This window comes from Desulfurobacterium thermolithotrophum DSM 11699 (genome assembly GCF_000191045.1).
Taxonomy (GTDB): domain Bacteria; phylum Aquificota; class Aquificia; order Desulfurobacteriales; family Desulfurobacteriaceae; genus Desulfurobacterium; species Desulfurobacterium thermolithotrophum.
Map to the genome: position 1 here is coordinate 1024679 of NC_015185.1, position 26055 is coordinate 1050733.

The window sequence follows — 26055 nt, forward strand, 5'->3', positions numbered from 1 at the left end:
TTAGGAGCTTGAAATGGATGTTATCAAAGTTTTAGAAAACTTTAAAAGTTTACTTATAAAAGAAAAAAGTCTCTTAATAAAGGGAGTTATAGACGAAGAAACCACAAATGAGCTTTCGCAACTGGAAAAGAAAAAATTAGATATTTTGTCAGAACTATCACAGCTAGATGTAAAGGCTTTAAAACAATATAGTAGTTTACTTAGAGAAATTGAGCAACTCAATAAAGAAATAGAAAGTTTAATCTTAAACAATCTCCACTTTATAGAATCCATTCTAAAGGAGATTTTTCCAGAAAGAGAAACTGTTTATGGAAGTGATGGTAAGAATTTAGGAGAGGTATCTATTTTTAACAGAAAAATTTAAGAATTAAAAAACTTTTAAAAAGAAACGATAATGGAATAAGGATTAATTCTATTTGGGAGATAATATGATAGATGGAGTAAACGTTTCTACTCAAGTTAATGTGGCTCTCTTGAAAGAGCTTTTTGAGTTTCAGAAGGAACTTATGAGCCAATTTATAAATGATTCATTAGACAATAAAGAAACTCAAATAAGTACTCTTAATAGAGGAAACATAATTGATGTAAGAGCATAGGGAGGATTGTAATGTCCCTCTTTGAGTCTTTGTCAATAGCAAGTCAAGCTTTACTTTCAAATAAAGCAGCTATAAACGTCACGAACAGAAATATTTCTAATGTTTACACCGACGGTTATTCACGAGAAACACCCGTCTTTGCTGATATTCCAGGAACTGGGGTTACAGTTGAAACGGTAAGAAGAATTTTTAATAAAGCTTATTTTACTCGTTATATTTCGGAAAACCAAAATAACAAAGGACTTTCAAGTTATAAAGATATCCTTGAACAAATAGAGAGTGTTTTTAATGATTTGCAGGGTTCAGGTTTTTCACAAGAATTAACAGATTTTTTTAATGCTATGAATGATGTTGCTGTAAAACCTGACGATATTGCTGCTCGTAGTGAATTACTTGCCAAAGCGCAAGCTCTTGTTGGGAGAATAAGAGACAGTTATTCTACACTTTCAGAAATAAAAAACACCACAGTAGCAAAAATCAAAGATGAAGTTACTCAACTTAATAATTTACTAGAAAAACTTGCTGGAATTAATAAAGATTTAAAAATTTATGCTTCTGATCCTGAAAGAGTAAATCAGTACCTGGATGAAAGGGATAAAACACTAACTGAAATTAGTAATCTTATTGATACAAAAGCTGTTATAAAAGAGGACGGCACAGTAGATCTTTATACAGCTAAAGGTTTTGCGTTAGTATTGGGAAATGAAGCAAAGAAGATAAGTTTTGAAACAGACGGTAACGGAGACCCTATCTTAAAATCTTCTGGAGTTGATATTACTTCCGAATTAAAAAATGGAACAATTGGAGGATATTTAAAAGGAATTTCCTATCTTAACAAAGTTTTGGGTAACCTTAATACTTTTACAACAAACTTTGCAGATGAGATTAATGCACAGCACAAAGCAGGTTTTGATCTCTATGGAGAAACCGGCATAGATTTCTTTAAGGCAGAGAATGGAGCTCCAACAATAGATGCTTCTAACATTACGTTGAATTTCGAAGACCCTAAAAAAATAGCAGCTGCTGAAAGTAAAGATTATTTGAATGCAGATAACGGAAACATAAAGAAACTTATAGCACTTAAAGATAACGTTTGGACAAATCTTGGAGATAAAAGTTTTTCTGAGTATTACAACACAGATATTATTGTAGCAATAGGAGCTGAACTTGAATCAACAAAAGACCTGCTTACTAATAGTGACTTTGTTCTTCAAGCAATTAGCGATAAAATGAAAGAACTATCTTCTGTTAATATGGATGAAGAACTTCTAAATCTTACCCGTTATCAAAGAGCTTATGAAGCAGCTGCTAAAGTGGTTAATGTAACAGATGAATTACTTCAAACCATACTTGGAATGGTGAGGTAGTAAATGAGAGTTCCAGACATAAAGTATCTTGATATACTTCTTAAATATGATAGGAAAAGAAGTGTCGATTTAACAAGGAAAACTGAAGAACTTTCATCTGGAAAAAAACTTCTTTATCCTTCTGACAATCCAGTTGATGCCGCAAGAGCTCTCAGGTTCAAAAAACTAATTTCTACACTTAATCAATATAACAGAAATATTGACTTAGCAAAAACTCAACTAGAAACAGCCGAATCTGCTCTTGACACGATTATTAATGTTTCACAAGAAGCAAGAGCCAAAATCGTTCAAATTATGAACACAGGTGTTATAAACGAAGATGAGGCAAAAACATTAAAAGACTATTTCGAAAATTTAAAAAGTTACATAATTGGACAATCAAACACAAAAGTAGCAGATCATTACATCTTTGGAGGAGTTAAAACTCAGACAAAACCTTTTAATGATGATGGAACATATCAAGGTGAAACTCAAGAAACAACAATTGCTATCGCAAACGGAGTAGAAACTAACACTACTTTTAATGGAAAAGAATATTTGGGAGTAAACTATAGTAGCAACAAGATACTTATTGTTGAAGTAATAGATAAAATAATAAGTTTAATTGATAGTGGTAATCTTCAGCAACTTAACAGTATAACCATAGATGTAGATTTAACTAACGATAGTACTAACAATCCAACTTCCATAAAACTTCTTGATGCTTTTGATAAAGGTTTATCCAAAATAATGGAATACCGCTCTATAATTGGAACAAAAATTGGAACTGCAGAAAATCTTAAAGTACAAAATGAAAATATGAGACTTCACTACTCTAATTTAGTTTCAAAGATAGAGGATGCTGATTATACTGCTGCAATAGCTGAATATGAAAAAGCAAAAACAGCGTATGAAGCGCTCCTTGCAACAATTCAGCAAACAAAAGACCTATCATTACTTAAGTATTACAAATAACTTAGATCCAACCTTTTCTTCTAAAGTAGTAAAGAAGAAAGAATGAAATTCCAATCATTAAAAATGATATGACGAAAATACCATAGGGAGAATGAGCAAAAGGAAGTTCTTCTATGTTCATTCCATAGAAACTACTTATGAGCATTAGTGGTTCGAGTATGGTTATAAGTATAGTTAGTGTCTTCATTATGTCGTTCAACTTAAATGAAACAAGCGAAGAAAAAACACTTAGAACGTTTTGAGTAAATTCGTGAAGCGTTTCTGCTCTATCATAGAGAATACTGATTTCATCAAGAAGATCTCTAAAATAGTGAATATTTTCAGGATTTATAAAACGAGAAACAGAGGAGATTAAGGATTTATAAGTATCTCTAAGTTGTTTGAGTGTTCTTCTTAAAGTAAGAATTTCAAAAGAAAGATCAGAAATATCTTCAAGAAGTTCAGGGTTTTGTTCCTTGAAAACGCGTGCTTCTATTTCATCAGCTTGTTCTTCTAAAATATCAGTTACTCCCTTAAACTTGTCTGCTACAATACTTGAAATAAGCCAGAAAATTCTTTCTACACCTTGTTCAAAAGGTCTTTCTTCTAAAGAAAGGTTCTTTCTTGTTTCTTCAAACAGTCTTCTACTGCCAATAGTTATTATGAAATCTTTTCCCCAGAAAATACAAAGTTTCTTTTGACGGCTTATACCCCCATCAAAGTAGATCATCAAAACAAATACATAATCTTCAAATACTTCGACCTTTGATCTACCTTCAGAACGACAGTCTTCTAGCGAAAGTTCATTTATCTTAAAGTTCTTTAAGAGAAAATTCTCAACTTGTTCGTCTATACCTCTTAAATGAATCCATTTAGGACTTTTTTTTAAGAGCTCTTCATTCTCTAAAACAGATCGAATATCTGTCTTCCAAGTAGTTATAGAATCTCCTTCAGGAGAAACTATCCAAATAAGGTTCTCCATTACATTTTCCTGTCAAAATAAATGTTTTTACCAGATACATTAAGAGGAATTCCATAACCAAGCTTTACTATTGAAGGAATAAACCCTCCGATAATAGCAGTCTTTCCAAATGAAAACAAAACTCTATTATCTATGTTATGCATAGAAGCTACTTTAACTGCTGATCCTATGGCTATTCCAAGATCTCCAACTGCATAAGCACAATAAGCACCTGCTTTAGCTGATTTTTCACAGTTTTCAAAACCACAAAAACCACAAAAAGGTACTTTTCTTGGTTTAACTTCTGTACCAATAAAAACAACAAAAAGAGAATCTCTAACGTTTTTCGCATCTCTAATAAAGAAAGGGATATTCTTTTCTTTTCCTATCTTTTCCATTAAATCAGCAACTTTATCTTTTTCTTCCTTTTCGAAAATTTTAGTATAGATAAGATTAACCCCTTTCCCTTTTGGTGCAGTTATAGCACTACAACACATGAGCTCTGCTACTGTTTTTACTGCGCTTATGTACTCAAACATCTTTCCTCTCCAATGCTTTTAGGAGTTTTTTTAAGGATTTTTCAGGATTAAGTCTATGAGCTTTGAAAACTTTTTCTAACGGTTCTTCTTTAAAACCTTCACAGTAAATACATTCTTCAATTAAAGAATAAAGCTCTTTTTCAAGCTGCGGAAAGATTTCAAGACATTCTCTAAGAGTCATTTGCAATGTTAGTTTCTTCAAAATAGGACCTCTCTTTAAGAGCAACTTTTAACAAAATTTTAACATCTTAAACAACTTCTTTGATAAAGGTATAATTAGTTAGCCATCTTACTACTAAGGATTTAGGGGAAGGAAATGGACAGAGAAATTATTGAGCAACATGTAACTTGGGAAGAATATCAGAAAATTTTAAAAATTCTTGGTCGAGAACCTAACCTTGTAGAACTCGGTATCTTTTCTGCAATGTGGTCAGAACACTGCTCCTACAAATCTTCAAGACCGCATCTTAAAAAGTTTCCAACAAAAGCTCCTTGGGTTGTTCAAGGACCAGGTGAAAATGCTGGAATAATAATGGTAGATGAAGAAAAAGAAATATGTGCAGCTTTTAAGGTTGAATCTCACAACCATCCTTCATTCATAGAACCGTTTCACGGAGCAGCTACTGGTGTTGGAGGAATTTTAAGAGACGTTTTTACAATGGGAGCAAGACCTATAGCTTGTATGGATTCATTAAGATTTGGTGAGCTGAATGACCCAAAAATGAAGTATGTTACAAAAGGAGTTGTATCTGGTATTAGCCACTACGGAAACTGTGTCGGCGTACCAACAGTTGGAGGGGAAGTTTACTTTGATTCCTGTTATCAAACCAATCCTTTAGTTAATGCCTTTGCTCTTGGAATAGTTAAGAAAGACAAAATTTTCTATGCAAGAGCTGCTGGTGTTGGAAATCCTGTGATTTATGTAGGTTCAAAAACAGGAAGAGATGGAATTCATGGAGCAACTATGGCTTCTGAAGAGTTTTCCTCTGAGGAAGAAGTTGAAAAGAAAGTAAATGTTCAAGTAGGTGATCCATTTATGGAAAAACTTCTTATTGAAGCATGTCTTGAAGCAATGAAGAAAGAGGGAATAGTAGCTATTCAAGACATGGGAGCTGCAGGACTTACATCTTCTTCTGTTGAAATGGCAGCTCGTGGAGGAGTAGGGGTTAGATTAGAACTTGATAAAGTACCTACAAGAGAAGAAGGAATGACTCCTTATGAAATCATGCTTTCAGAGTCACAAGAAAGAATGTTAGTAGTATGTGAAAAAGGAAAAGAAGAAGAAATAATGGAAGTATTCAGAAAGTGGAATCTTGATGCCTGTATAATTGGAGAGGTTATAGAAGAACCTGTTATTAGGCTCTTTTGGCATGGAGAAAAAGTAGCAGAATTACCAATAAAAGCTTTAACAGATGAAGCACCTGTTTATTATAGACCTTTCAAAGTACCTAAATACATAAAAGAAAACCGTTCTTATGACCAAAACAAGATCCCAGAGCCTAAGGATTACAACCAGATTGTTAAAGAACTTCTTAACTCTCCAACAATTGCCAGTAAAAGATGGATATATAGACAGTACGATCATATGGTCCAAGTAAACACAGTGGTTTATCCAGGTTCCGATGCAGCTGTTTTAAGAGTTAAGGAAAGTAAAAAAGGTATTGCCATCAGTTCTGACTGCAATTCTCGCTACTGTTATCTCAATCCTTACGAAGGTGGGAAGATAGCTGTTGCAGAAGCAGCAAGAAATGTAGCTTGTTCCGGTGCTATTCCAAGAGCAATAACAGATTGTCTCAATTTTGGAAGTCCTGAGGATCCTGAAATCATGTGGCAGTTCGTAAAGGCAACAGACGGAATGGCAGATGCCTGTAAAGTTCTTGAAACTCCAGTGGTTAGTGGAAACGTAAGTTTTTATAACGAAACTACTACAGAAAACGGCAAAAGAGCTGTCTTTCCAACTCCAACGGTTGTGTGTGTAGGAGTATTAGAAGATGTTGAGAAGAGAATGACCTCTTTCTTTAAAGATGAGGGAGATGTAATAGTGTTGCTTGGAGAAAATATTGGAAATGTCTCAGGTTCGGAATATCAAAAGCTTATAGAGGGAGAGTTTAAAGGTCAGGGACAGACAATAGATCTTGCATTTGAAAAGGCTCTCCAAAAAGCAGTTATTGAAGCTATAGAGAAAGGACTTATAAAAAGTGCTCATGATGTTTCTGAAGGTGGAATAGCTATAAACTTATTTGAATCAGCATTTGAAAAAGAATTAGGATTTGAAGTCGAACTTGAGGACGACTTAAGAACAGATTTTCTTCTTTTTGGAGAAGATCAAAGCAGGATAGTTGTAACAACTTCTGAAGATAAATTAAAAGAACTCCTTCCCTTCTTTGAGAAGAAAGTAGTTCCAGCAAAGAAAATAGGAATAGTAACAAGCTCTGGTAGAGGAATAATTAGACATAAAGGAAAGGAAGTTGTAAATTTAAGTGTTAAAGAATGTAAGGAAATTTACGAAAATTCCCTTGAAAGAAAATTATTAAGTTAGTTTGAGATTGTGATATGAAGGTAAAGGCCAGCTTTTGCTGGCCTTTTTTAATTAAACACCCCCGAAGGGGCAAATTTTACTCTTCAGGCTTATTAGTTTTTTCTGCAGGTACTTCTTCTACCTCTGCAAGTTCAATAAGTCTATCAAGGGCCTTTTGTCTTAAAACATCCTGTTTAATCATTCCAAGAAGGCCTCTTTCTTCAAGAGACTGCCTTGCTTGGACATAATCACCATTAAAAGCAGCTTCAGCAAGTTTTTGAATTTCAGCGTCAAGATCTTCATCAGTTACTTCTAATCCTTCAAGCTCAGCAACTTTTTCTAAAAGTAACTTAACCTTTACAGTCTTTTCAGCAGTAGGTCTAACCATTTCCACAAGAGTTTGTGGATTCATCTGTCTTACATCCACACCAAACTGAGCAAGTTTTGCCAGTTGATTTTCAGCTTGAGCTCTTATTTCAAGGTCAAGCATTGATTGAGGAACAGGTATGTTCACTTTCTTTAGAAGCTCATCAACTATTTGATCTTCTACTTCCTCCTGTTCTCTTTCCTTTTCTGATTTTTCAAGGTTTTCTCTAATTTTTTTCTTCATATCCTCAAGGTTTTCAAAGCCAAACTTCTTGGCAAATTCATCGTTGAGCTCTGGAAGTATTTTCTCCTTAACAGCACTTATCTTGAACTTTACGGTAATTTCCTTTCCAGCAGCTTCTCCGTAAATTTTTTCATCCTCTGGAGCAGTAAAGCTTACCTCTCCTTCTTCACCTGCCTTCTTACCAAGAACTTCTTTCTCTATTTCAGGCCATAACTGATTTTGACCTAAAATTACAGAAACAGAACCTTTTTGAGGTTCTTCCTTTTCATCTCCTTTAACTATTGTTTCATATTCAATATCAACAAGATCCCCTTCTCTTGCTTCCCTGTCTACTTCGTTAAATTGAGCCTGTTGGTTTCTTAGACCTTCGATTACTTTCTCAACATCTTCATCGGTTATTTCTCTAATAGTTTTTGTAGCTTTTATTCCTTTATAATCTTCAGGTTTTAGCTCAATAGCAGGTTTAACCTCAAAAAGAACAGTCGTTGAAAACTTATTTTCTTTAAGTGAAAAATCGAGTGCCTCAACCACAAGCTCAGATATGACTTGAAGGTTATTTTCTTTTATAGCCTCTGAAAGTTTTTCTGGAACAAAGTTTCTAAGCAATGCATCTCTTATAGTTTCTTCATAATACTTCTTGATTATGTTGATTGGAGCTTTTCCTGGTCTAAAACCTGGTATCTTAGCTGTTTTCTTGATCTCTTTACAGATCTCGTTAACTTCTTTTTCTAGCTCTGTTGGCTCTGCAGAAATTTTCACTGCATAAAGAACTTCATTTCTCTTTTCTACTTCGTACGCCATCTATTTCCTCCTTTCCTTTCTTACTCTTCCCATAACTTTTAGTGGTAAACTCCACACCTTTGTAAACGCAGCTCCTGCTTTGTGATCAAAAGAGTCCTTTGGACTGTAAGTAGCAAGATCCTCTATATAAAGAGAGTTTGGAGAAATTCTTCCTACTATATTTGCGCTACCCTTAAATAACTTGAATTTAACCTTTCCAGTAACAAGGGGAGCAATTGAGTTATTGAAGGCATCAAGAGCTTCCCTTAAAGGAGTAAACCAAAGTGCTTCGTAAACCACCTCAGCGTATGGATGTTTGATGTGGGATTGTTTATAGTGGTAAGTAAACCTATCAAGTACTAAGCTTTCCAATTCATCGTATGCTCTTATTAGAAGAAGTCCAGCGGGAGACTCATAAACTTCTCTTGATTTAATTCCAACAAGTCTATTTTCAACCATATCAACTCTACCGTAGCCATGTTTTCCAGCTATTTCGTTGAGATCCCATATGAGCTTCCAGAGTTCATTGTATCTTTTTCCATTAATTGCAACAGGAGTTCCTTCTTCAAACTCTATTTCAACATATTCGGGTTCGTCAGGAGCTTCAAGAGGACTTCTTGTTATCACAAAAGCATCTTCTGGGGGCTCAGTATAAGGGTCTTCAAGAGGTCCAGCTTCTATTGCCACTCCCCAAAGATTTCGATCATACGAGTAAGGTTTTTCCTTTGTTGCAATTACAGGAATGCCATGTTTTTTTGCATATTCAATTTCTTCATCTCTTGATTTAAATTCCCATTCCCTCACAGGAGCAAGAACTTCAATGTCAGGGTCAAGAGCCCATACAGAAGCTTCAAATCTTACTTGGTCGTTACCCTTTCCAGTTGAACCGTGAGCTACGTAGTCAGCTCCTTTTTGATGAGCTACTTCTACAAGTTTCTTGGCAATTAGAGGTCTTGAAAGAGCAGAAAGAAGAGGATACTTACCTTCGTAAAGAGCTCCCGCTCTCATTAAAGGAAGACAGTATTCTCTTGCAAATTCTTCTTTTATGTCGTCTATAATAGCCTCTACAGCTCCTGCCTTTTTAGCCTTTTCCTCTATCTCTCCTAACTCTTCACCTTGACCCACATCTGCAGTATAGGTAATAACCTCAAAACCTCTATCAGCTAACCATCTAACAATAACAGAGGTATCAAGACCGCCTGAATAAGCAAGAACAACTCTTTTTCCCACGTTCTCCTCCATTTCTCGCTTTTGGATTGAGGAATTTTACGAAAAATTTGTTGACATTGAGAAGTATAATGGATATATTTCTATTCGCAAGTGGCGACGTGGCTCAGGTGGTTAGAGCGGGCGGCTCATACCCGCCAGGTCGGTGGTTCGACTCCACCCGTCGCCACCAAATTCCATATAGTTCCTGCTTATGTTAAAAGATAAAGTTGAAAATACTATCAAAAATTTTTCTTTGATTTCTGAGAATTCAAAAGTCCTTGTTGCTCTATCTGGAGGTCCTGATTCAGTAACTCTCCTTCACATTCTTTTACAGCTTAAGGAAAAGCTAAAAATTGACATTGCTGCTGCTCATCTTAACCACATGTTAAGAGGAGAAGAATCAGAACGAGACGAAAACTTTGTAAAAAAACTCTGTAGCGATTGGGGGATTCCTCTTTTCACTAAAAGAGAGAATATAAAAGAAATTTCCAAAGGAAAAAATATTGAGGCGGTTGCAAGAGAAGTTAGATATCGATTCCTTGAAGAAACTCTAAAGAAGATAAATGGAGACTACATTGCAACAGGTCATACAGCTTCAGACCTTGTTGAAACAGTTATCCTAAACTTAACAAAGGGAACTGGAATAAAAGGTTTTAGAGGTTTTTTTCCTAAGAGGGAAAAAATTATCCGTCCGCTATTTGAAGTAACAAGGGAAGAAATAGAAAATTACATTAAGGAAAATAATATTCCTTTCGTTGTGGATAGTTCAAACCTTAAAACAGAATTTGAAAGAAACCTAATACGAATAGAGGTAATTCCTGTTCTCAAAAAGATTAATCCTAAGTTAGAAGAAGCTGTACTTAGGAATACTTCCATTTTAAGAGAAATAGAAGACTATATAAATAAAGAAGTTGAAAACTTATTGAGAAAGTATCTATCTAAGAACCAATTTTGCATACCACTGGAAAAATTGAAAAAACTAGAACCTGTACTCAGAAAAGAACTTCTAATAAAAGTTTTTAAAACAATAACCGGTAGAACCTTATCTTATAAAAAGCTTGAATTTATAGAAAATGTAATAAAAAAGAAAGAATACAAAGAGCTGAAACTTACTAGGGGATATGTAATATTTAAAGATCAAGAAAATTTCTGCATCGAAAAGGAAAATGGCAAAGAGAAAGAATACTTTATAGAAATAAAGGAAATTCCTTCTAAGGTAGAAACTCCCATGGGAATAGTTGAGTTCGATTTGTGGGATGGAAAGGAAGAAGGATTTCTCATTCCTTATAAAGAAGCTATAAGTAAAGGAATAGTTGTTAGAAATAGAAGACCAGGGGATAGATTAAGTTTTAAAAACTTTTCAAAACCCCTCAAGAAAGTTTTTATAGAAAAGAAAATTCCTGTTAAAAAAAGAAACATCCTACCTATTGTTCAGGTTGGAGATAAAATTGTATGGATTCCTGGAGTTTACAAGGCATATATTAACTTTATTCCAAATGAAAAGCAGATTGTTGTGAGGCTAAAGAGTGGAGATAGAGGTTCTAATACCAGAAAATTTACTCAGAAAGAGAGTTAGAGAACTTGCTGAGGAAATCTCTAAACAATTTGGAAATAGCTCAATAACAGTAGTTTCAGTCCTTAAAGGAGCTACAGTTTTCACGGCGGATTTAATAAGATACATCAAAAACAGAATTGAATTGGATTTTATTAGAATTAAAAGCTACAGAGGAAAAGAAAAAGGTGAATTAAAGATAACGTTACTTCCTGAGCTAAATCTGAAAGGAAAGCAAGTGCTCATAGTAGATGACATCTTTGATACAGGCGAAAGTCTTAAACGTGTTTACGATGAAGTGATGAAACATTCTCCAAAAACTATAAAAAGTTGTGTTCTTCTTGATAAAAAAGTTAAAAAGAGAGTAAATTTTAGACCAGACTTTGTAGGTTTTGAAATTCCAGACTATTTTATTGTAGGTTACGGTCTTGATCTTAATGAAATGTACAGAGGTTTACCTTATATAGGATACTTTAAAGAAGGAGAGTAAGGATGGATAAATTAAAGGAAATTGGTAAAAGCCTTGCGCTGTGGCTGACAATTGCTCTTTTGATTATTTTGGCATTTAACTTTTTCAATTCAGAACAGTTAAAAAAACATACTGAACCGTTTTCAACATTCCTTCAGCAGGTAGAAAAAGGAGAAGTTAAAAAGGTTGTAATTCAAGGCCAAAAAGTAACAGGTGTTACAAAAGATAACAAACCCTTTGAAACTTACCTACCACCTGGTTATACTAGCGTCATAGATAAGCTAGCAGAAAAGAATGTTGAAATTCAAGTAAAGCCAGAAGAAGGCAGTCCGTGGTACATAACCGTTCTTGTTTCTTGGCTTCCAATGATTTTCTTGATTCTTCTTTGGATAAGCATGATGAGACAGATGAGCATGGGAAGTAACAAAGCCCTTTCTTTTGCAAAGAGTAGAGCAAAAGTATTTATCGATAACAAACCAAAAGTAACCTTTAAAGATGTAGCAGGAATTGATGAGGTAAAGGAAGAAGTTTCTGAAATCGTTGACTTTCTTAAAAACCCAAAGAAGTTTCAACAGCTTGGAGGAAGAATTCCCAAAGGAGTTTTACTTGCTGGAGCTCCAGGGACAGGAAAAACTCTTCTTGCTAAGGCAATTGCAGGAGAAGCAAACGTTCCGTTTCTCTCTGTAAGCGGTTCAGAATTTGTTGAAATGTTTGTAGGAGTAGGTGCTTCAAGGGTTAGAGATCTTTTTGAACAGGCAAAAAGACATGCTCCTTGTATTGTTTTTATAGACGAAATTGACGCAGTTGGAAGGAAAAGAGGTGCTGGATTTACAGGAGGACATGACGAAAGGGAACAGACCTTAAATCAGCTTTTAGTAGAAATGGACGGTTTTGAAAGTTCAGAAGGGATAATAGTTATTGCCGCAACTAATAGACCTGACATATTAGATCCAGCACTATTAAGACCAGGAAGATTTGATAGACAGATACATGTTCCACTTCCTGATGTAAGAGGAAGACTAGAAATTCTCAAGATCCATACAAAAGATAAACCTCTTGCAGAAGACGTTGACCTTGAGGTCATTGCCCGTTCAACTCCAGGTTTTTCAGGAGCTGACCTTGCAAACATAGTAAATGAAGCAGCCCTTATCGCTGCAAGAAAGAATCACGGAAAAATTACTATGGAAGACTTTGAAGAAGCAAAGGATAAGGTAACTATGGGAATAGAAAGAAAAAGTATGGTGTTATCAGAAGAGGAAAAAGTTACAACTGCTTATCATGAAGCTGGACACACACTTATTGCAAAGCTTTTACCAAATGCAGATAAAGTTCACAAAGTTACTATCATACCACGAGGGAAAGCTTTAGGTATTACTCAACAACTTCCTGAAGAAGATAGATATACATATACAAAAGATTATCTTCTTGATAGACTATGTGTTTTATTTGGTGGAAGAGTCGCAGAAGAATTAGCACTTGGAACGATTTCTACAGGAGCTGGAAACGATATAGAAAGAGCAACAGAAATTGCTAAGAAAATGGTGGCAGAATGGGGAATGAGCGATACAATTGGCCCTATTGCTGTTAAAATTAGAGAGCAGTTTGGTGAACCTGCAGAACTAATCAGTGAGGAAATGAAAAAACTCATAGATAAAGAGGTAAGGAAAATTATTCAGGAGACTTACGAAAGAACAAAAGAACTCATTTCTCAAAATATGGACAAATTAGAAAATCTTGCCAAAGCTCTTCTTGAGAGAGAAACTCTCACAGGAGAAGAAATTGACATGGCAATGAAAGGTGAATTAAAGTCTAATGATATGGATTCTACTAATCCTCCTGCAGGTTCAAAGAAAGAAAGGAAAGAGGAAATACCACCATCTTTAAATCCACAATTGGAGGCATAAAGATTGGCTTTTGATAGAGAAAGAATAGAAAAAGCCGTTAGAGAAATTCTTATTGCTATAGGAGAAGATCCAGATAGAGAAGGACTAAAGGATACTCCAAAAAGAGTAGCAAAGATGTATGAAGAAATTCTTGCTGGTTATAACGACTCTGCAGAAAATCACTTAGTTCTTTTCACCGAAAAATATGATGAGATGATAATTGTTAGAGACATTCCTATCTATTCTTTGTGTGAGCATCATATGCTTCCATTTTTTGGAAAAGCACATGTAGCTTACATTCCAGGAGAGGATAAGGTTACAGGACTTTCCAAGTTAGCTAGAATTGTTGATGTTTATGCTAAAAGGCTTCAACTTCAAGAAAGAATGACCGAGCAAATAGCAGATGCAATAATGGAGAAATTAGGTGCAAAAGGTGTAATGGTTGTTGTTGAAGCACAGCATCTTTGTATGATAATGAGAGGAGTTAAGAAACCTGGCTCTTATACGGTAACAAGTGCTGTCAAGGGAGCAATGAGAAAAGAACCCACAAGAATGGAGGCTCTTTTTCTTATAAAGGGGAGGTAAATGAAACGACTGTTAGTTTTAAGTTTCTCTCTTATGCTAATGTCTTCTTGTGGTTCTATCTTTGGTAGTTCTAAAAGTTCCAGCAAAGTAGTACCTCCACCTCCTCCGCCTCCTGAGTATAAACCTTCCTCAAAAGAAAGAGCAGAAGGTTACTATCAAATAGGTCTTTCATATCTAAATATTGGTGAAATACCGCTTGCTCTTAACTATCTGTTTAAAGCAAAGGAACTTAAACCTAATGATCCTAAGATTTATAATGCAATAGGTGTAGCTTTCATTCAAAGAGGAGAGCTTGACAGGGCAGAAAAGTATTTACGCAAAGCTATTAAGATGAAGCCTAACTTTTCGGAAGGATATTTAAACCTTGGAATTGTTTATGAAAAAAGAGGAGAACTAAAAAGAGCAAGAAAGTATTACGAAAAAGCTCTATCCAATCCACTCTATCTTACACCAGAAGTAGCCTACCTTAGGTTAGCTATGCTGTCTTTAAGAGAAAATCAAGTAGAAAAAGCTAAGGAATACCTTGTTAGAGCTCTTAAGAATAATCTAGACTATATTCCTGCATACATAGAGTTAGCAAAAATCTTGGAAAATGAAGGAAAAATTGAAGAAGCTCAGGAAATATATTTGCGGTTAGTAAGTCTTTATCCAAAAGTACAGTATCCTTATTATAGATTGGCTTTGATTTACTTAAAGAAGAAAAAAATACAGCACGCGAAAGCACTTTTAAAAAAATGTATTAAGTTAAACCCAGATTCTGATATAGGAATAAAAGCAAAAATCAAATTAGAGGAGCTAGATGAGTAAACTCTGGATAGCATTAACAGCCTTTTTCGGAATTATTATAGTAGTATCTTTAGCATTCCTCTTTATCTTTTATAAACCATCAGTTGTTACAAAACATATAATTGATAAAGAAATAAAACAATTACCGCAACAAGAAGTAGCATTAGAAAATAGAACGAAAAAAGAAACAAACGAGTCAGAAAATACAACTTCTAATAACAAAAGTTTAGATCAGGAATTGGAAAAGAGGTTATCTCACTTAAAAGAAGTTATTCCTAATTTCTTCATAAAAATAAAAGAAGGTATTGTTTACCATCCTGGACTTCTTCTAAAAGTTTATGGTACGCAAAACGGAACAAGTATTCATATTTTAACTTTTTCTTCTATGGAATGGCAGTTTATAAAAACTTTCTTATTTGATGGAAGAGTACTTTCAGAACCTAATAAAGTATTCTTTTGTAATGATGGAATAGTTGATATAAATTATGAAGTTAAAGGCATCTGGCCTCCAGAAATTCCCCACGGAAACGTTGATTTAATTGGATTATTGGTAATTCCTGAAGAAAAAGGAACTTTACAGTTTGCAAACTTTGAAGGAAACTGCACAGACAACGGTTTTGTCTTCAATCCTGGAGGAGAGTTTGCAGGAGTTTGTTTTGGTGGGAAATTCATAGATTCTAATACTCTTTACTCTGAAATTCCGGGTAAATGTCAGCTAATATACAAAAAAGGGGGAGAAGAAGATGGCAATATACAGAGCAAAAACCAGTAGCTGGTATGTAGAAAGAATTACATCTTTTCTTGCAGGTTTTTTTGTATTTTTCAGCGTTGTTTTAGGCCTTTATACGGAAAATAAAGGATTCTTTTACTTTACGGCATTTGTAGGTTTCATGCTTATGTTTTTTGCTATTACTGGGCTCTGTCCTTCATCTATCTTGCTGCATAAACTTGGTATTCCGTCGCTTTTGGAAAAGTACTGTAAAGAAGAAAAGTAATATAATCTGCTGGCGTGGCTCAGTTGGCAGAGCGGGTGACTCGTAATCACCAGGTCGGGGGTTCAAGTCCCCCCGCCAGCACCAGATTAAAGACGGATAACAGAATCGGCATTTGCCAACGCTTGAACTACATCATAAGCATTTGAGGCAATTCCGACTTCAAGGTTATCAAGTAAACTAAAATAATCTAGGCAAGTTCCACAGCAGATAATTTCTACACCTTTCTCTTTCAGTGTCTTAAGAGCTTCAAGAATTTCAGAATCTGCGCCTTTGCAGGCAAGCTTTACAGCTGTATTAATGAGAATTATCCTTTTAGGTAATGGATCTGCGTTTACGAACGTTCTTATGAAACCTTTTATCAGGATTTTCCCAAGTTCAGGGTCTTCTCCAACATAACTCGAGGCAATAAGAACTGCATAGTTTCTACTCTTTTCTCCTTTTGTTGTCTCTTCGGAGGCCATTTGGGAAATTTTCCCTTTTGTTATTGTAAGATAGTAAAGTCCTTTTTTTTCTTCCACTTTTACTTTGCAACCTAATTTTTCTGCAAATCTCTTAACATTTTCTCTTGAAGCTTTATTATCAACAATTACAGTTACTGTTCCATTTTCAATGGACTCTAAAGCTTCTTTCGTTTTCATAACAGGAATAGGACAGGCCAATCCTTTACAGTCGATAATTGTAGACATTTTTCCTCCTCAAAGGGGAAATCCTCTAACTATTTATACATTTTTATCTTTTTTTGTTTCAAGAAAGAAATATCTATATCATTTTTTTCTCTAATCAATTTTTTCTATAAGTGTTTTAAACTTGTTAAGTCTTTCAAGAGTTAGTCCCCACTCTACTACGATATTATCTGCAGTCATAACTTTACTGTCACAGTGAAGAAAGAGTTCGCAAGGAAGGCAATAACCTTCATCTTCTTTATATTTTTTCCAAAAAATCTTGAGGTCTAAAGGTTTGGAAGGAATAGCAAGAGTTTCCGTACTTTGAAGCTTGTCCTTGAAATATATAAATTCGTTTCCCTCCCAATCAGCACAAACGAGAATATACCGTTCATCTTCAAACCTATTTTTGATTCTCAATTTTCTCTCCACTTATGGCAATTTTCTCGCCTAATTCACGAAAAATTTGATAGGCTATTCGTTCTATACATTCCTTCCTTTTTCTTTCTACTTCTTGTGGAGCTCCGGTAGCATCATAAAAGTCATAACGAGATATAGAAAAAGTATACAAAGGATTCTTAAAACCGTATCTTATGAGTTTTATCGTTGTTGAAATTGTCATTTTATATTCAGTAACTCTATCATATTTATCAAAACCTACAGCATAAATAGATATAGAATCAACAGAGGGCTTCACTAAAACTGTGACTCCAGGTTTGGGAGTTCTTTCTACTTTAAATCTTGAGTCTGAGTAGAAAACATCATTTGCAACTTTTGTAAATATTACATCTGCTCCCTCTTCAGGAGTTTTGTTGGTAACTGGCTCAAGATACACATGTTCTACTTTTTGAGGCTTTTGAGAAACATTAGTTGTTGCACACGAAAAAGAAAAGAAAAAGAGCAAAAGCAGGAAAAAGAAAATCCTCATAATGTCCTCACTTTACAACAATGTTAACAAGCCTTCCTTTTACATAGATAAATTTAACAATATTTTTTCCTTCCGTGTACTTTTGAACTTTTTCATTAGAAAGAGCTATTTCTTTTACTCTTTCTTCAGTAGCATCTATAGGAATAGTAACTTTTCCTCTTACCTTCCCATTTACTTGAACAGGTATTTCTACTTCTTCAACTTTTAAAGCTGATTCATCAACCTCAGGCCAGCTTTCCTCGATAAGAAGTGTTTTGTGTCCTGTGATTTCCCACATTTCCTCTGAAATGTGAGGAGTAAATGGAGAGAGCATAATTATGAGTTTCTCTATAGCTTCTTTAAGAACTTCTTTATCTCCATCCGATTTTACCTTAAATCTTGTTATCTCGTTAAAGAGCTCCATAATAGAAGCTATTGCAGTATTAAACTTAAACCTTTCCTGGAGTTCCTCTGTAACTTTTTGGAGGGTTTGATGAACTTTCCTGCGAAGTTCTTTTCCTGCTTTTGATACTTCTCCTTTTAATCCTTGATTGAAGAAGTCTTTGTTTTCAACAACAAATTGAAATACCCTTCTTAAGAACCTGTATGCTCCTTCAATGCCTTCTGTTTTCCATTCAAATTCTGACTCTGGTGGAGCAGCAAAGAGTACGTAAAGTCTTGTAGCATCAGCTCCATACTTTTCTATCATTTCGTCAGGATCAACAACATTAAGCTTAGATTTACTCATCTTTGAAACTTCACCATACTTCTTTTCTAAGTCTAGAAGAAGTTTATTATGGTCTTCAACAAACTTTCTTATTTCTTCTACTTGAAGTAAAAGAATTGCATTGTCCCCAATTGTTATGTGATGTTTTTTCATAAGAGAACTAATAGTTTCATCGTTTTTCACTTCTTTTCCTGTAAGAGCTTTTATAAGAGCTCCTACAGAACTTGTTTCATCAAGGTTAAGGGCTTTTAAAAGATTTTTAACACTAATCCACCTCTTGCAAACCATTCCCTGAGTAAGAAGGTTTAAAAACGGTTCTCCTTTCTTGAAAAATTCATACTGTTTATGGTTTTCATCTGCTTTAAATAGTCCTAAATCCCTTAAAACTTTTGTAAAAAACCTTGAATAGAGAAGATGAAGAACGGCATGTTCAATTCCACCTATATACTGATCAACAACCATCCAGTATGAAGCATCTTCTGGTTTAAATGGAAGACTTTCTTCTTTAGGAGAACAGTAACGAAGGAAGTACCATGAAGAGTCAACAAACGTGTCCATAGTATCTGGATCTCTTTTTGCATCTTTCCCACACTTTGGACACTTAACGTTGATAAACTCAGGGACTCTTTCAAGAGGAGATCTTCCTTCCCCAACAAGAGGAGCATTTTCGGGAAGTTTTACAGGAAGTTCTTCTTCTGGTACCGGAACAATACCGCACTTTGGACAGTGAATGACAGGAATAGGAGTTCCCCAGTATCTTTGTCTTGATATATTCCAATCTCTAAGTCTATACTGAATGGCTTTTTCTCCTTTTCCAACTTTTTCAAGCTCTTCAGTTATTGCTCTTTTTGCTTCCTTACTTTTCATACCACTAAATTTTCCAGAATTAACTAAAATACCTGCTTCAGTGTATGCTTCCTCAAGCTCCTCAGCCTTTAATTCTTTGTCTTCAGGAGTAATAACTACTTTTATTGGAAGACCATATTTTTTAGCAAATTCAAAATCTCTTTGATCGTGGGCTGGAACAGACATAACAGCACCTGTTCCGTAGTCCATGAGAACAAAGTTTGCTGTGTAAACAGGAACTTTTTCTTTTGTTAATGGATGAATTGCATAAACTCCTAAGAAAACACCTTCCTTTTCAAGATCGCCCGTAGTTCTTTTTCTCTTTTCTGTTCTTTTCATTTTTTCAACAAATGCTTTAACTACTTCCTCTTGTCCCGTACCTTTTGAAAGTTTCAAAGTAAGTGGATGTTCTGGAGCAAGAACAACGTAAGTAACACCAAAGAGTGTATCAGGTCTTGTTGTAAAGACCTCTATAGTTTCTCCTTTTTCGGTTTCAAATTTAACTTTTGCACCTATACTTTTTCCTATCCAGTTCTTTTGCATTGTAATAACTGGATCAGGCCAATGGCCTTTTAGAAGTTCAAGATCTTGGAGGAGCTCTTCGGCATAGTCTGTAATTTTTAAAAACCAGCTATCTATCTCTTTTTGTTCTACTAAGCTACCACATCTCCAACACCTTCCTTCTTCATCAACTTGTTCATTTGCTAAAACTGTTTGACAGGAAGGGCACCAGTTAACAGAAGCTTTTGCCCTATAAGCAATGCCTTTTTCCAACATTTTTAAGAATATCCACTGATTCCACTTGTAATAATCGGGCATACAAGTAGTAACTTCTCTCTCCCAATCATAAGAAAAACCAAGTTTTTTAAGTTCATTTTTCATATACTCGATATTACTAAGAGTCCACTCTCTTGGATGAACTCCGCTTTTTATTGCTGCATTCTCAGCAGGAAGTCCAAAAGAATCCCAACCCATTGGATGAATTACGTTATAACCAAACATCTTTTTGAAACGAGCAATTACATCTCCTATAGAGTAATTTCTTACATGTCCCATGTGGATACGACCTGATGGGTAAGGGAACATTTCAAGGACGTAGTACTTTTCCTTTCCTGTAGGTTTAGATTTAAAAACACCTCTTTCTTCCCAAACTCTTTGCCATTTCTTTTCTATATCTTTAAAGTTGTACTTCATTAGTATTCCTCCAAATTTGATAAAAATTAACTGGATAATGATACTAAAGTTATGGGAGAAGTTGTATGGTTGATTTTCTTTTAACCATTGCGGGTTTTGATCCAACCGGTGGAGCAGGAATTCTTAGAGATATTAGAGTATTTAATCACTTTGGATTTTTCGGTACAGCAGTAATAACTGTGAATACTGCACAAAACACTAAAGGAGTAAAGCTTTTTCAATTTGAAAATGAAGAGCTTGTATTAAAACAACTAGACCTTATTCTTGAAGAAATACAGATAAAAGGAATAAAAATAGGTATTCCTCATATAAACAGGAACCTGAATAAAAAAATAGCTGAGACTATATCCTCTCTAAAAGTTCCAGTCGTTTTTGACCCTGTCATATCTCCAACATTTGGAAAGGATTTTCTTAAAGATTTAAAAGTAATTGAGCCTTTAATATCTGTTTCCTCCGTAATAACTCCAAATAAAAGAGAATACGAACTTCTTAAACCCCTATTAAAAAATTTTAAAGGATACATAGCTTTAAAAGGTATTGAAATAAAAAACTACGTTGAAGATAGACTTATTAAGGATAATGAAATAGTAAAAAAGGTAAAACATAAAAAAGACAAACTAATAATAAGAGGAACAGGATGTGCATTTTCTTCTGCGTTAACTTCTCTGATAGTAAAAGAAAAATTAGTAACTAAGGCTTTTCTGAAAGCATCAAACTTCCTAGAGATTTACAGGAAAGAACATTTTCAAAAGTCTGATATGCTTCAAGGATATTCAACAGTATAATTAAAGCTCCCCGTTAGGGGAGCCTTTTTAAAAGACTTTAAAATGCATAACCGACTTCAAAACTTACATAATACTTACTGTCTTTTCTTTGACCATGGTTATCCTCAAATCCATTTTGAGCATAAACATAACCACCTTCAGCTCTAATGTAAATATCATCTGTTAAGTGATACGTAGGAGTTACTGTAATTGTATATATGTTATCAGCATCTTCACTATCTACATATATCTTACTCTTTCCTTGATTAACGTATTCCAACCTAACAGGCATCTCTACCTTTTCATTTACATTTATTTTTGGTGAAACATAAAGGGAAATACCATACGCTGAATTATCTTTTATATTTTGAAACTTCTTTGCATTGTCATCCCATTTCCAGTAGTCTGCATCAATCGCTAAATAAATGTTTTCAAATTCTTTTTCTAAAGTAATACCCACTAAAGATCTTATTCCATTTATGTTATAGTAATACAATGTAGAATCAAAACCAAATATGTTTCCTCCTATACCAAATTCATAACTATGGTCAACATCACTGTAACCTTCAATAGCATACTCAGTGTTATCTAGCCTATCTCTATAATAACCACCATAGACATCAAAATTGTTTAAAGAATAAGTTACTCTTGCCCCATAAGCATTATATGGCTGCTGTGAAGCAACTACACCAACTGTAATGTTTTTGTTGTTAAATGTATAAGTATCTTCGTATCCTGCGTTTGGCTGAAGCAGACCAATTTCTAGCGTTAAATTTTGAATTGGAGTAAGTGATAAATCAGCATATTCAATATCAAACTGAGGACCTGAATCAACTGGATTGTCAACAAGAGATGGTGTTGCTGTCCCTCCAAGTCCAAGATTTACAGAGAAAGGATAGTCTTTCGGAGATATAGAAAGGTTGATAAGAGCATTTGTTAAGACAAACTTGCTTTTTCTGTTCTTTGTTGCTTCTTTTCCAGGATTGTTCGTGTAAAAATATCCTGCGCTTATTCCACCTGATATGGCTATTTGGGTGTTTTTACTGTCTGTTAGCACACATTGTCCTTCTTTTAACTGACTTTCAAAATCTTCTATTTTCTGTTCTTGTCTTAAGATTTCCTCGTCTGCTTTTGCCGAAAGGGAAGAAAAAAGAAGTAGTACGGTTACTACCCTAAGCATTCCTTTCATCCATTACCTCCTTTTGCCTTTTTATCCACTCTATTTTATTTATTAGTAATTGATATTCAAGCAACTATCTTGTTTTACTTGGTAATACTATCAAAAAAAACTTGACTATTCAATAAAATTAAAGTAAAAATTTTTAAAACTAAAATGGAGGTGCCATATGAAAAAAGTACTATCAACACTTGCACTATTAACAGCAATGACTACTGCTGCAGAAGCTCATTTTGTAGTCTTAAAACCAAGTTCAGACATTGTAGAGGGAAACAAAAGAATAATAAAACTTGAAACAAGATTCACTCATCCAATGGAAGGTGGTCCTAATATGGAATACAGAATTATTAATAGTGGAGCTTATCTAAACGGTAAAAAATATAAAATTAACTGGAAAGAACACCTCATTCCTGCTATGGAGGGAAGCACGAAAAAAGTCCCCATGTATACAGCAACTTTTAAAATCAAAAGACCAGGCGTTTACCAGTTTTTTGTTGATCCAGCACCATACTTTGAGCCTGCAGAAGGAAAGTTTATAAAACAGATAACAAAAGTTTATGTTGAGACTTTTGGACTTGAAGATGGATGGGATAAACCAATAGGTTTAAAGGCAGAAATTATTCCTCTCACAAGACCTTTTGGAATCTGGGAAGGTAACACTTTTAGAGGTAGAGTCTTTATAAACGGTAAACCTGCAGCAAACATTGACGTTGAGGTTGAATACTTAAACACTAAAGGAGTAAAAGTTCCAGCAGATCCGTTCGTTACACAGGTTATAAAGACAGACGAAAATGGTTACTTTGAGTATACGATTCCTTGGGCAGGCTGGTGGGGATTTTCGGCAATTGGCGAAGGAGGTATGAAAAAGTATAAAGATGGAAAAAAGTATCCAATAGAGCTTGATGCTGTTATTTGGGTAAAAGCATATCCTAAACCTCAAGAGGTAAAGTAAAATGCACATATCTGAAGGTATCTTACCAGGGTGGCTACTTGTGAGCGGCTGGGGATTAACAGCTGTTGGAACATACTTAGGATTGAGAAAACTTGAAAATAGAGAAATTCCTTTAGCGGCTCTTCTTGCCGCTACTTTTTTTATTGCATCTTTAATTCACGTACCTCTAGGACCAACAAGCGTTCACTTAGTTCTTAACGGACTTGCAGGAATACTTCTTGGTTGGACTGTGTTCCCTGTAATATTAGTTGGACTGTTTCTTCAGGCAATTTTATTTCAGTTTGGCGGTATTACTGTTTTAGGAGTAAATACATTTAATATGGCATTTCCTGCACTAATTGCTTACTACTTGTGTAAGGGATTAGTAAAAAAGAAAGACGCCAAAAATTTAGTTATAGCAGGAGTACTTTCAGCTTTTGTAGCAATTATGGGAGCTGGTATTTTAGTTGCAGTAGAGCTCCTTTTCGTAGGAGAAGCCTTTAAAAAGACAGCGGAGTTTGTAATGTTGGCTCATCTTCCCGTGGCAATTATAGAATCAATAATAAACATCTTTATTCTTTTCTTTCTTCAAAAGTCGGCTTCTGAAATCTTGGAGGGAATCAAATGAAGAAGATTGCTTTAATTATTGCAGTTATGTTATTTTCCTTACCAGCATTTGCTCATAAAATATCGGCATTTGTGGATGTCGAAGGAAACAAAGTTTCGGTTATGTCCTACTTTAACGATGGAACACCTGTAAAAAATGGTAAGGTAGAAGTTTATGATGAGAAAACAAACAAACTTATTTTAACTGGTAAAACTAACAGCGAAGGAGAATTTTCTTTTACCGTAAAAAAACCTTCAGACTATAAAGTAGTTGTGGTTGCAGAGCTTGGTCATAGAACTACTGCTGAAATAAAGTCGTCAGAGTTTGGCGGAAATTCTGAAGTTGCAGAAAATAATGGAAACGAAAACATAGAAAAAAAAGAAACTTCCCAAGAAATTTCACAAAAGATAGAAAATCCAACCATTAATACAGAAGAATTGAGAAAAATTATTAGAGAGGAACTGAATAATCAGCTTAAACCTATCCACCAAAAACTTTTAGATATTGATATGGAGCTTTCAAAAGTTTCCTTCAAAGACATTTTTGCAGGTATTGGTTGGATTCTTGGTATTTTTGGTGCTGCAGCCTTAGTTTACTCAAGGAAACAAAATGGAAAATAAACTTTCACAGAGACAAACACTTCTTCATGAGATAGATCCAAGAGTAAAAATTATTGTTTTCCTTCTCTTTGCGTGGGGAATTGCCCTCACGCCTGATTTCAAAGAAGCTCTCCTTTTTATACCATTTGTAGGCATTCTGCTGATAGTAACAGGAAAAGACGCCCTTAAAGCACTTAAACCCTTACTTTTTGCAAATACCTTTCTGATTTTTATTGTCTTGAGCATGATTTTTACTTACGAAAGTCCTAACATGCTTCACTTTGGTTTCCTATCTCTATCCATAGACGGTTTAAAGTATGGTCTTTTCCTATTTTTAAAGTCAAACGAAATATTAATCTTAATGCTTTTGCTCCTCTCTACGTCATCTGTTTTTTCCATTTTCCATGCTCTTCACCATCTAAAACTTCCAGAGCAACTTACTCAGTTGTTATTTTTTACCTATAGATACATTTACACTATAAAGGATGAGTACAACATAATGATGAAAGCAGCTAAATGTAGAGGTTTTAAACCAAAAACATCTATTTTTACCTATAAAACTTTTGCCTACATATTGGGAAATCTTTTAGTAAGAAGTTACAGAAAGGCAGATAAAATCTATAAAGCAATGCTTTGCAGAGGTTTTAAAGGAGCATTTCCAGTTTATAGTCACTTTTCTTTTTCAACTAAGGATATAATATTTGCCCTTCTAAGTACGATGTTTTTTCTGGTGGTTGAGCTGTGGAAATTTTGAAAGTTGAAAACTTAAGCGTTAAGATTGAAGATAGATATATCTTTAAAAACGTTAATCTTTCTCTATCAGAAGGCGAAAAAATCTTTATTGTAGGGCCAAACGGAACAGGAAAAACTACACTTATTGAAACTATAATGGGATTTATAAAACCAGAATCGGGAAGTATTTATCTATTTAGGAAAAAAATTCATACAGAAAATGATTTTTACAAGTTAAGAACAACAATTGGCTACATTTTTCAAAATCCTGATGACCAGCTATTTTCTCCTACTGTTGAAGAGGAATTGGCTTTTGGTCCTTTAAATCTTGGACTTAATAGAAAAGAGATTGAAAAAAGAATAGAAACTGTTTTAAAAAACTTAAAAATTGAACATCTTAGAAAAAGATATACTCACCAACTATCAGGAGGAGAAAAAAGAATTATCTCAATAGCTTCTGTTCTTACCATGGAACCTAAATGTTTAATTATGGATGAACCGTCAACAGGACTTGACGAAAAAAAGTTAGCATATGTTGTTAATTTTTTAAAAAACACATCAAAAGCTGTTATAGTGGTTACCCACGATAAAGAGCTCTTAGAAAAACTTAAATGGAAAACCTACGAACTTAAAGATAGCAGTCTTACTCTTCTTCAAAGAGCTCTCTAATTAACCTTTCCCACTCCTTTTTACATTCTTCTCCCTTACAATTATCAAGTGGTATTATAGAAGCCTTTTCTATAACTTCTCTTTCAACGTATATTGGAGCTCCTACTCTTACTGCAAGATTTATAGCATCACTAGGTCTTGCATCAATTCTTAAAATTTCTCCATCGTGCCTTTTAACTTCAATTACAGCAAAATAGATACCTTTATCAAAGTCATTGATAACAATTTTTTCTACATTTCCACCAAAAGCAGAAATAACCTCTCTTAGTAGGTCGTATGGAAAGGGCCTTGGCGGAACTGCTCCAAGGAGCTCTGTTTCAAGGAGCTCTGCTTCCCAGCTTCCTACCCAGATTGGAACGGCAAACCGCTCTTCGTCATTTCCAAGAATTATTATGGGCATTCCACTGAACTTATCCTGAGTAATACCTATTACAGATACCTCTACCATGGCTTCACT

General features: G+C 34.6%; 29 protein-coding genes and 2 tRNA genes. 20 read left to right on the top strand and 11 right to left on the bottom strand.

The window, feature by feature from the left end; genetic code table 11:
- Positions 1–13: 13 nt before the first annotated feature.
- The 4 genes from DESTER_RS05265 (at position 14) to flgL (ending at position 2917) form a co-directional block, all read left to right on the top strand.
- A complete protein-coding gene (locus DESTER_RS05265) occupies positions 14–364 on the top strand; it encodes a hypothetical protein (RefSeq protein ID WP_013638617.1) in 351 nt (116 codons plus the stop codon).
- A 64-nt stretch (positions 365–428) separates the two neighbouring features.
- Positions 429–596, top strand: coding sequence for a hypothetical protein (locus tag DESTER_RS08300; protein WP_013638618.1), 168 nt, complete (start codon positions 429–431; stop codon positions 594–596).
- A gap of 11 nt (positions 597–607) precedes the next feature.
- The gene (flgK, locus tag DESTER_RS05270; RefSeq protein WP_013638619.1) at positions 608–1963 is read left to right on the top strand and encodes a flagellar hook-associated protein FlgK; all 1356 of its coding nucleotides are present in this window, start codon (positions 608–610) and stop codon (positions 1961–1963) included.
- Positions 1964–1966: 3 nt separating this feature from the next.
- Positions 1967–2917 (top strand): flagellar hook-associated protein FlgL, encoded by a 951-nt coding sequence (gene flgL, locus DESTER_RS05275; protein ID WP_013638620.1) that lies wholly within the window; start codon positions 1967–1969, stop codon positions 2915–2917.
- Between the two features lies 1 nt (position 2918).
- Here the strand turns inward: flgL and DESTER_RS05280 are convergent, their stop codons facing one another.
- Genes DESTER_RS05280 through DESTER_RS05290 form a run of 3 tightly spaced genes read right to left on the bottom strand, consistent with a single transcriptional unit; the run spans position 2919 to position 4598 of the window.
- Positions 2919–3878, bottom strand: coding sequence for a magnesium transporter CorA family protein (locus DESTER_RS05280; RefSeq protein ID WP_013638621.1), 960 nt, complete (start codon positions 3876–3878; stop codon positions 2919–2921).
- Entirely contained in the window at positions 3878–4396 is a 519-nt protein-coding gene (locus DESTER_RS05285) for a ferredoxin domain-containing protein (RefSeq protein WP_013638622.1), read from the bottom strand. Before DESTER_RS05285 ends, DESTER_RS05280 begins: the two co-directional genes overlap by 1 nt.
- Positions 4389–4598, bottom strand: coding sequence for a hypothetical protein (locus tag DESTER_RS05290; RefSeq protein WP_013638623.1), 210 nt, complete (start codon positions 4596–4598; stop codon positions 4389–4391). The genes DESTER_RS05285 and DESTER_RS05290 overlap by 8 nt, the downstream gene beginning before the upstream one ends.
- Positions 4599–4712: 114 nt before the next feature.
- On the opposite strand from DESTER_RS05290, the gene purL reads away from it, so the two are divergent.
- Positions 4713–6935 carry a phosphoribosylformylglycinamidine synthase subunit PurL gene (gene purL / locus DESTER_RS05295; protein ID WP_013638624.1) on the top strand — a complete coding sequence of 741 codons (2223 nt, stop codon included), beginning with the start codon at positions 4713–4715 and terminating at the stop codon, positions 6933–6935.
- Positions 6936–7011: 76 nt separating this feature from the next.
- On the opposite strand, the gene tig is transcribed toward purL, so the two are convergent.
- Positions 7012–8325: a trigger factor gene (tig, locus tag DESTER_RS05300; protein ID WP_013638625.1), complete on the bottom strand. Its 1314-nt coding sequence runs from the start codon at positions 8323–8325 to the stop codon at positions 7012–7014.
- Positions 8326–9534: an argininosuccinate synthase gene (locus DESTER_RS05305; protein WP_013638626.1), complete on the bottom strand. Its 1209-nt coding sequence runs from the start codon at positions 9532–9534 to the stop codon at positions 8326–8328.
- 92 nt (positions 9535–9626) lie between these two features.
- On the opposite strand from DESTER_RS05305, the gene DESTER_RS05310 reads away from it, so the two are divergent.
- From DESTER_RS05310 to DESTER_RS05350, 9 genes are all read left to right on the top strand, one after another.
- Positions 9627–9703, top strand: a tRNA-Met gene (locus DESTER_RS05310).
- 21 nt (positions 9704–9724) lie between these two features.
- A complete protein-coding gene (gene tilS, locus DESTER_RS05315; RefSeq protein ID WP_013638627.1) occupies positions 9725–11089 on the top strand; it encodes a tRNA lysidine(34) synthetase TilS in 1365 nt (454 codons plus the stop codon).
- Positions 11040–11555: a hypoxanthine phosphoribosyltransferase gene (gene hpt, locus DESTER_RS05320; protein ID WP_013638628.1), complete on the top strand. Its 516-nt coding sequence runs from the start codon at positions 11040–11042 to the stop codon at positions 11553–11555. Before tilS ends, hpt begins: the two co-directional genes overlap by 50 nt.
- Before the next feature lie 2 nt (positions 11556–11557).
- Positions 11558–13438 carry an ATP-dependent zinc metalloprotease FtsH gene (ftsH, locus tag DESTER_RS05325; protein WP_013638629.1) on the top strand — a complete coding sequence of 627 codons (1881 nt, stop codon included), beginning with the start codon at positions 11558–11560 and terminating at the stop codon, positions 13436–13438.
- 3 nt (positions 13439–13441) lie between these two features.
- On the top strand, positions 13442–14002 hold the full coding sequence (folE, locus tag DESTER_RS05330; protein ID WP_013638630.1) for a GTP cyclohydrolase I FolE: 561 nt from the start codon (positions 13442–13444) through the stop codon (positions 14000–14002).
- Positions 14003–14809 carry a tetratricopeptide repeat protein gene (locus DESTER_RS05335; protein ID WP_013638631.1) on the top strand — a complete coding sequence of 269 codons (807 nt, stop codon included), beginning with the start codon at positions 14003–14005 and terminating at the stop codon, positions 14807–14809. It begins immediately after the preceding gene.
- Entirely contained in the window at positions 14802–15560 is a 759-nt protein-coding gene (locus tag DESTER_RS05340; protein WP_013638632.1) for a hypothetical protein, read from the top strand. Before DESTER_RS05335 ends, DESTER_RS05340 begins: the two co-directional genes overlap by 8 nt.
- Positions 15532–15783, top strand: coding sequence for a YgaP family membrane protein (locus DESTER_RS05345; RefSeq protein ID WP_013638633.1), 252 nt, complete (start codon positions 15532–15534; stop codon positions 15781–15783). Before DESTER_RS05340 ends, DESTER_RS05345 begins: the two co-directional genes overlap by 29 nt.
- Positions 15784–15791: 8 nt before the next feature.
- Positions 15792–15867 (top strand) — tRNA-Thr (locus DESTER_RS05350).
- A gap of 2 nt (positions 15868–15869) precedes the next feature.
- On the opposite strand, the gene yedF is transcribed toward DESTER_RS05350, so the two are convergent.
- From yedF to leuS, 4 genes are all read right to left on the bottom strand, one after another.
- Entirely contained in the window at positions 15870–16469 is a 600-nt protein-coding gene (gene yedF / locus DESTER_RS05355; RefSeq protein WP_013638634.1) for a sulfurtransferase-like selenium metabolism protein YedF, read from the bottom strand.
- A gap of 90 nt (positions 16470–16559) precedes the next feature.
- Positions 16560–16865 carry a hypothetical protein gene (locus DESTER_RS05360; RefSeq protein WP_013638635.1) on the bottom strand — a complete coding sequence of 102 codons (306 nt, stop codon included), beginning with the start codon at positions 16863–16865 and terminating at the stop codon, positions 16560–16562.
- Positions 16849–17373, bottom strand: coding sequence for an LPS assembly lipoprotein LptE (gene lptE, locus DESTER_RS05365; protein ID WP_013638636.1), 525 nt, complete (start codon positions 17371–17373; stop codon positions 16849–16851). The genes DESTER_RS05360 and lptE overlap by 17 nt, the downstream gene beginning before the upstream one ends.
- 7 nt (positions 17374–17380) lie before the next feature.
- Entirely contained in the window at positions 17381–20119 is a 2739-nt protein-coding gene (gene leuS / locus DESTER_RS05370; protein ID WP_013638637.1) for a leucine--tRNA ligase, read from the bottom strand.
- A 65-nt stretch (positions 20120–20184) separates the two neighbouring features.
- Here leuS and DESTER_RS05375 point away from each other — a divergent pair, with 65 nt between their 5' ends.
- Positions 20185–20904, top strand: coding sequence for a bifunctional hydroxymethylpyrimidine kinase/phosphomethylpyrimidine kinase (locus DESTER_RS05375; RefSeq protein ID WP_013638638.1), 720 nt, complete (start codon positions 20185–20187; stop codon positions 20902–20904).
- Positions 20905–20941: 37 nt separating this feature from the next.
- On the opposite strand, the gene DESTER_RS05380 is transcribed toward DESTER_RS05375, so the two are convergent.
- The gene (locus DESTER_RS05380; protein ID WP_013638639.1) at positions 20942–22072 is read right to left on the bottom strand and encodes an outer membrane beta-barrel protein; all 1131 of its coding nucleotides are present in this window, start codon (positions 22070–22072) and stop codon (positions 20942–20944) included.
- A gap of 157 nt (positions 22073–22229) precedes the next feature.
- Here DESTER_RS05380 and DESTER_RS05385 point away from each other — a divergent pair, with 157 nt between their 5' ends.
- The 5 genes from DESTER_RS05385 to DESTER_RS05405 are packed head-to-tail and all read left to right on the top strand — an operon-like array spanning position 22230 to position 25598.
- Positions 22230–23012, top strand: a complete 783-nt coding sequence (locus tag DESTER_RS05385) for a DUF4198 domain-containing protein (RefSeq protein WP_013638640.1) — start codon at positions 22230–22232, stop codon at positions 23010–23012.
- A gap of 1 nt (position 23013) precedes the next feature.
- Complete coding sequence (gene cbiM, locus DESTER_RS05390; protein ID WP_013638641.1) at positions 23014–23619, top strand: cobalt transporter CbiM; 606 nt, start codon at positions 23014–23016, stop codon at positions 23617–23619.
- Positions 23616–24218, top strand: coding sequence for a carboxypeptidase-like regulatory domain-containing protein (locus tag DESTER_RS08070; protein WP_013638642.1), 603 nt, complete (start codon positions 23616–23618; stop codon positions 24216–24218). Before cbiM ends, DESTER_RS08070 begins: the two co-directional genes overlap by 4 nt.
- A complete protein-coding gene (gene cbiQ, locus DESTER_RS05400; protein ID WP_013638643.1) occupies positions 24208–24951 on the top strand; it encodes a cobalt ECF transporter T component CbiQ in 744 nt (247 codons plus the stop codon). Before DESTER_RS08070 ends, cbiQ begins: the two co-directional genes overlap by 11 nt.
- Positions 24939–25598: an energy-coupling factor ABC transporter ATP-binding protein gene (locus DESTER_RS05405; protein WP_013638644.1), complete on the top strand. Its 660-nt coding sequence runs from the start codon at positions 24939–24941 to the stop codon at positions 25596–25598. Before cbiQ ends, DESTER_RS05405 begins: the two co-directional genes overlap by 13 nt.
- On the opposite strand, the gene DESTER_RS05410 is transcribed toward DESTER_RS05405, so the two are convergent.
- Positions 25573–26046 carry a bifunctional nuclease family protein gene (locus DESTER_RS05410; protein ID WP_013638645.1) on the bottom strand — a complete coding sequence of 158 codons (474 nt, stop codon included), beginning with the start codon at positions 26044–26046 and terminating at the stop codon, positions 25573–25575. The two genes, DESTER_RS05405 and DESTER_RS05410, sit on opposite strands and share 26 nt — an antisense overlap.
- Positions 26047–26055: the final 9 nt, after the last annotated feature.

Excerpts from the sequence above, each read along its gene's own strand:
- DESTER_RS05265 (WP_013638617.1), top strand. The coding sequence starts at position 14 with ATGGATGTTATCAAAGTTTTAGAAAACTTTAAAAGTTTACTTATAAAA.
- DESTER_RS08300 (WP_013638618.1), top strand. The coding sequence starts at position 429 with ATGATAGATGGAGTAAACGTTTCTACTCAAGTTAATGTGGCTCTCTTG.
- flgK (WP_013638619.1), top strand. The coding sequence starts at position 608 with ATGTCCCTCTTTGAGTCTTTGTCAATAGCAAGTCAAGCTTTACTTTCA.
- flgL (WP_013638620.1), top strand. The coding sequence starts at position 1,967 with ATGAGAGTTCCAGACATAAAGTATCTTGATATACTTCTTAAATATGAT.
- DESTER_RS05280 (WP_013638621.1), bottom strand. The coding sequence starts at position 3,878 with ATGGAGAACCTTATTTGGATAGTTTCTCCTGAAGGAGATTCTATAACT.
- DESTER_RS05285 (WP_013638622.1), bottom strand. The coding sequence starts at position 4,396 with ATGTTTGAGTACATAAGCGCAGTAAAAACAGTAGCAGAGCTCATGTGT.
- purL (WP_013638624.1), top strand. The coding sequence starts at position 4,713 with ATGGACAGAGAAATTATTGAGCAACATGTAACTTGGGAAGAATATCAG.
- tig (WP_013638625.1), bottom strand. The coding sequence starts at position 8,325 with ATGGCGTACGAAGTAGAAAAGAGAAATGAAGTTCTTTATGCAGTGAAA.
- tilS (WP_013638627.1), top strand. The coding sequence starts at position 9,725 with ATGTTAAAAGATAAAGTTGAAAATACTATCAAAAATTTTTCTTTGATT.
- ftsH (WP_013638629.1), top strand. The coding sequence starts at position 11,558 with ATGGATAAATTAAAGGAAATTGGTAAAAGCCTTGCGCTGTGGCTGACA.
- DESTER_RS05335 (WP_013638631.1), top strand. The coding sequence starts at position 14,003 with ATGAAACGACTGTTAGTTTTAAGTTTCTCTCTTATGCTAATGTCTTCT.
- DESTER_RS05340 (WP_013638632.1), top strand. The coding sequence starts at position 14,802 with ATGAGTAAACTCTGGATAGCATTAACAGCCTTTTTCGGAATTATTATA.
- DESTER_RS05345 (WP_013638633.1), top strand. The coding sequence starts at position 15,532 with ATGGCAATATACAGAGCAAAAACCAGTAGCTGGTATGTAGAAAGAATT.
- yedF (WP_013638634.1), bottom strand. The coding sequence starts at position 16,469 with ATGTCTACAATTATCGACTGTAAAGGATTGGCCTGTCCTATTCCTGTT.
- lptE (WP_013638636.1), bottom strand. The coding sequence starts at position 17,373 with ATGAGGATTTTCTTTTTCCTGCTTTTGCTCTTTTTCTTTTCTTTTTCG.
- leuS (WP_013638637.1), bottom strand. The coding sequence starts at position 20,119 with ATGAAGTACAACTTTAAAGATATAGAAAAGAAATGGCAAAGAGTTTGG.
- DESTER_RS05375 (WP_013638638.1), top strand. The coding sequence starts at position 20,185 with ATGGTTGATTTTCTTTTAACCATTGCGGGTTTTGATCCAACCGGTGGA.
- DESTER_RS05380 (WP_013638639.1), bottom strand. The coding sequence starts at position 22,072 with ATGAAAGGAATGCTTAGGGTAGTAACCGTACTACTTCTTTTTTCTTCC.
- DESTER_RS05385 (WP_013638640.1), top strand. The coding sequence starts at position 22,230 with ATGAAAAAAGTACTATCAACACTTGCACTATTAACAGCAATGACTACT.
- cbiM (WP_013638641.1), top strand. The coding sequence starts at position 23,014 with ATGCACATATCTGAAGGTATCTTACCAGGGTGGCTACTTGTGAGCGGC.
- DESTER_RS08070 (WP_013638642.1), top strand. The coding sequence starts at position 23,616 with ATGAAGAAGATTGCTTTAATTATTGCAGTTATGTTATTTTCCTTACCA.
- cbiQ (WP_013638643.1), top strand. The coding sequence starts at position 24,208 with ATGGAAAATAAACTTTCACAGAGACAAACACTTCTTCATGAGATAGAT.
- DESTER_RS05410 (WP_013638645.1), bottom strand. The coding sequence starts at position 26,046 with ATGGTAGAGGTATCTGTAATAGGTATTACTCAGGATAAGTTCAGTGGA.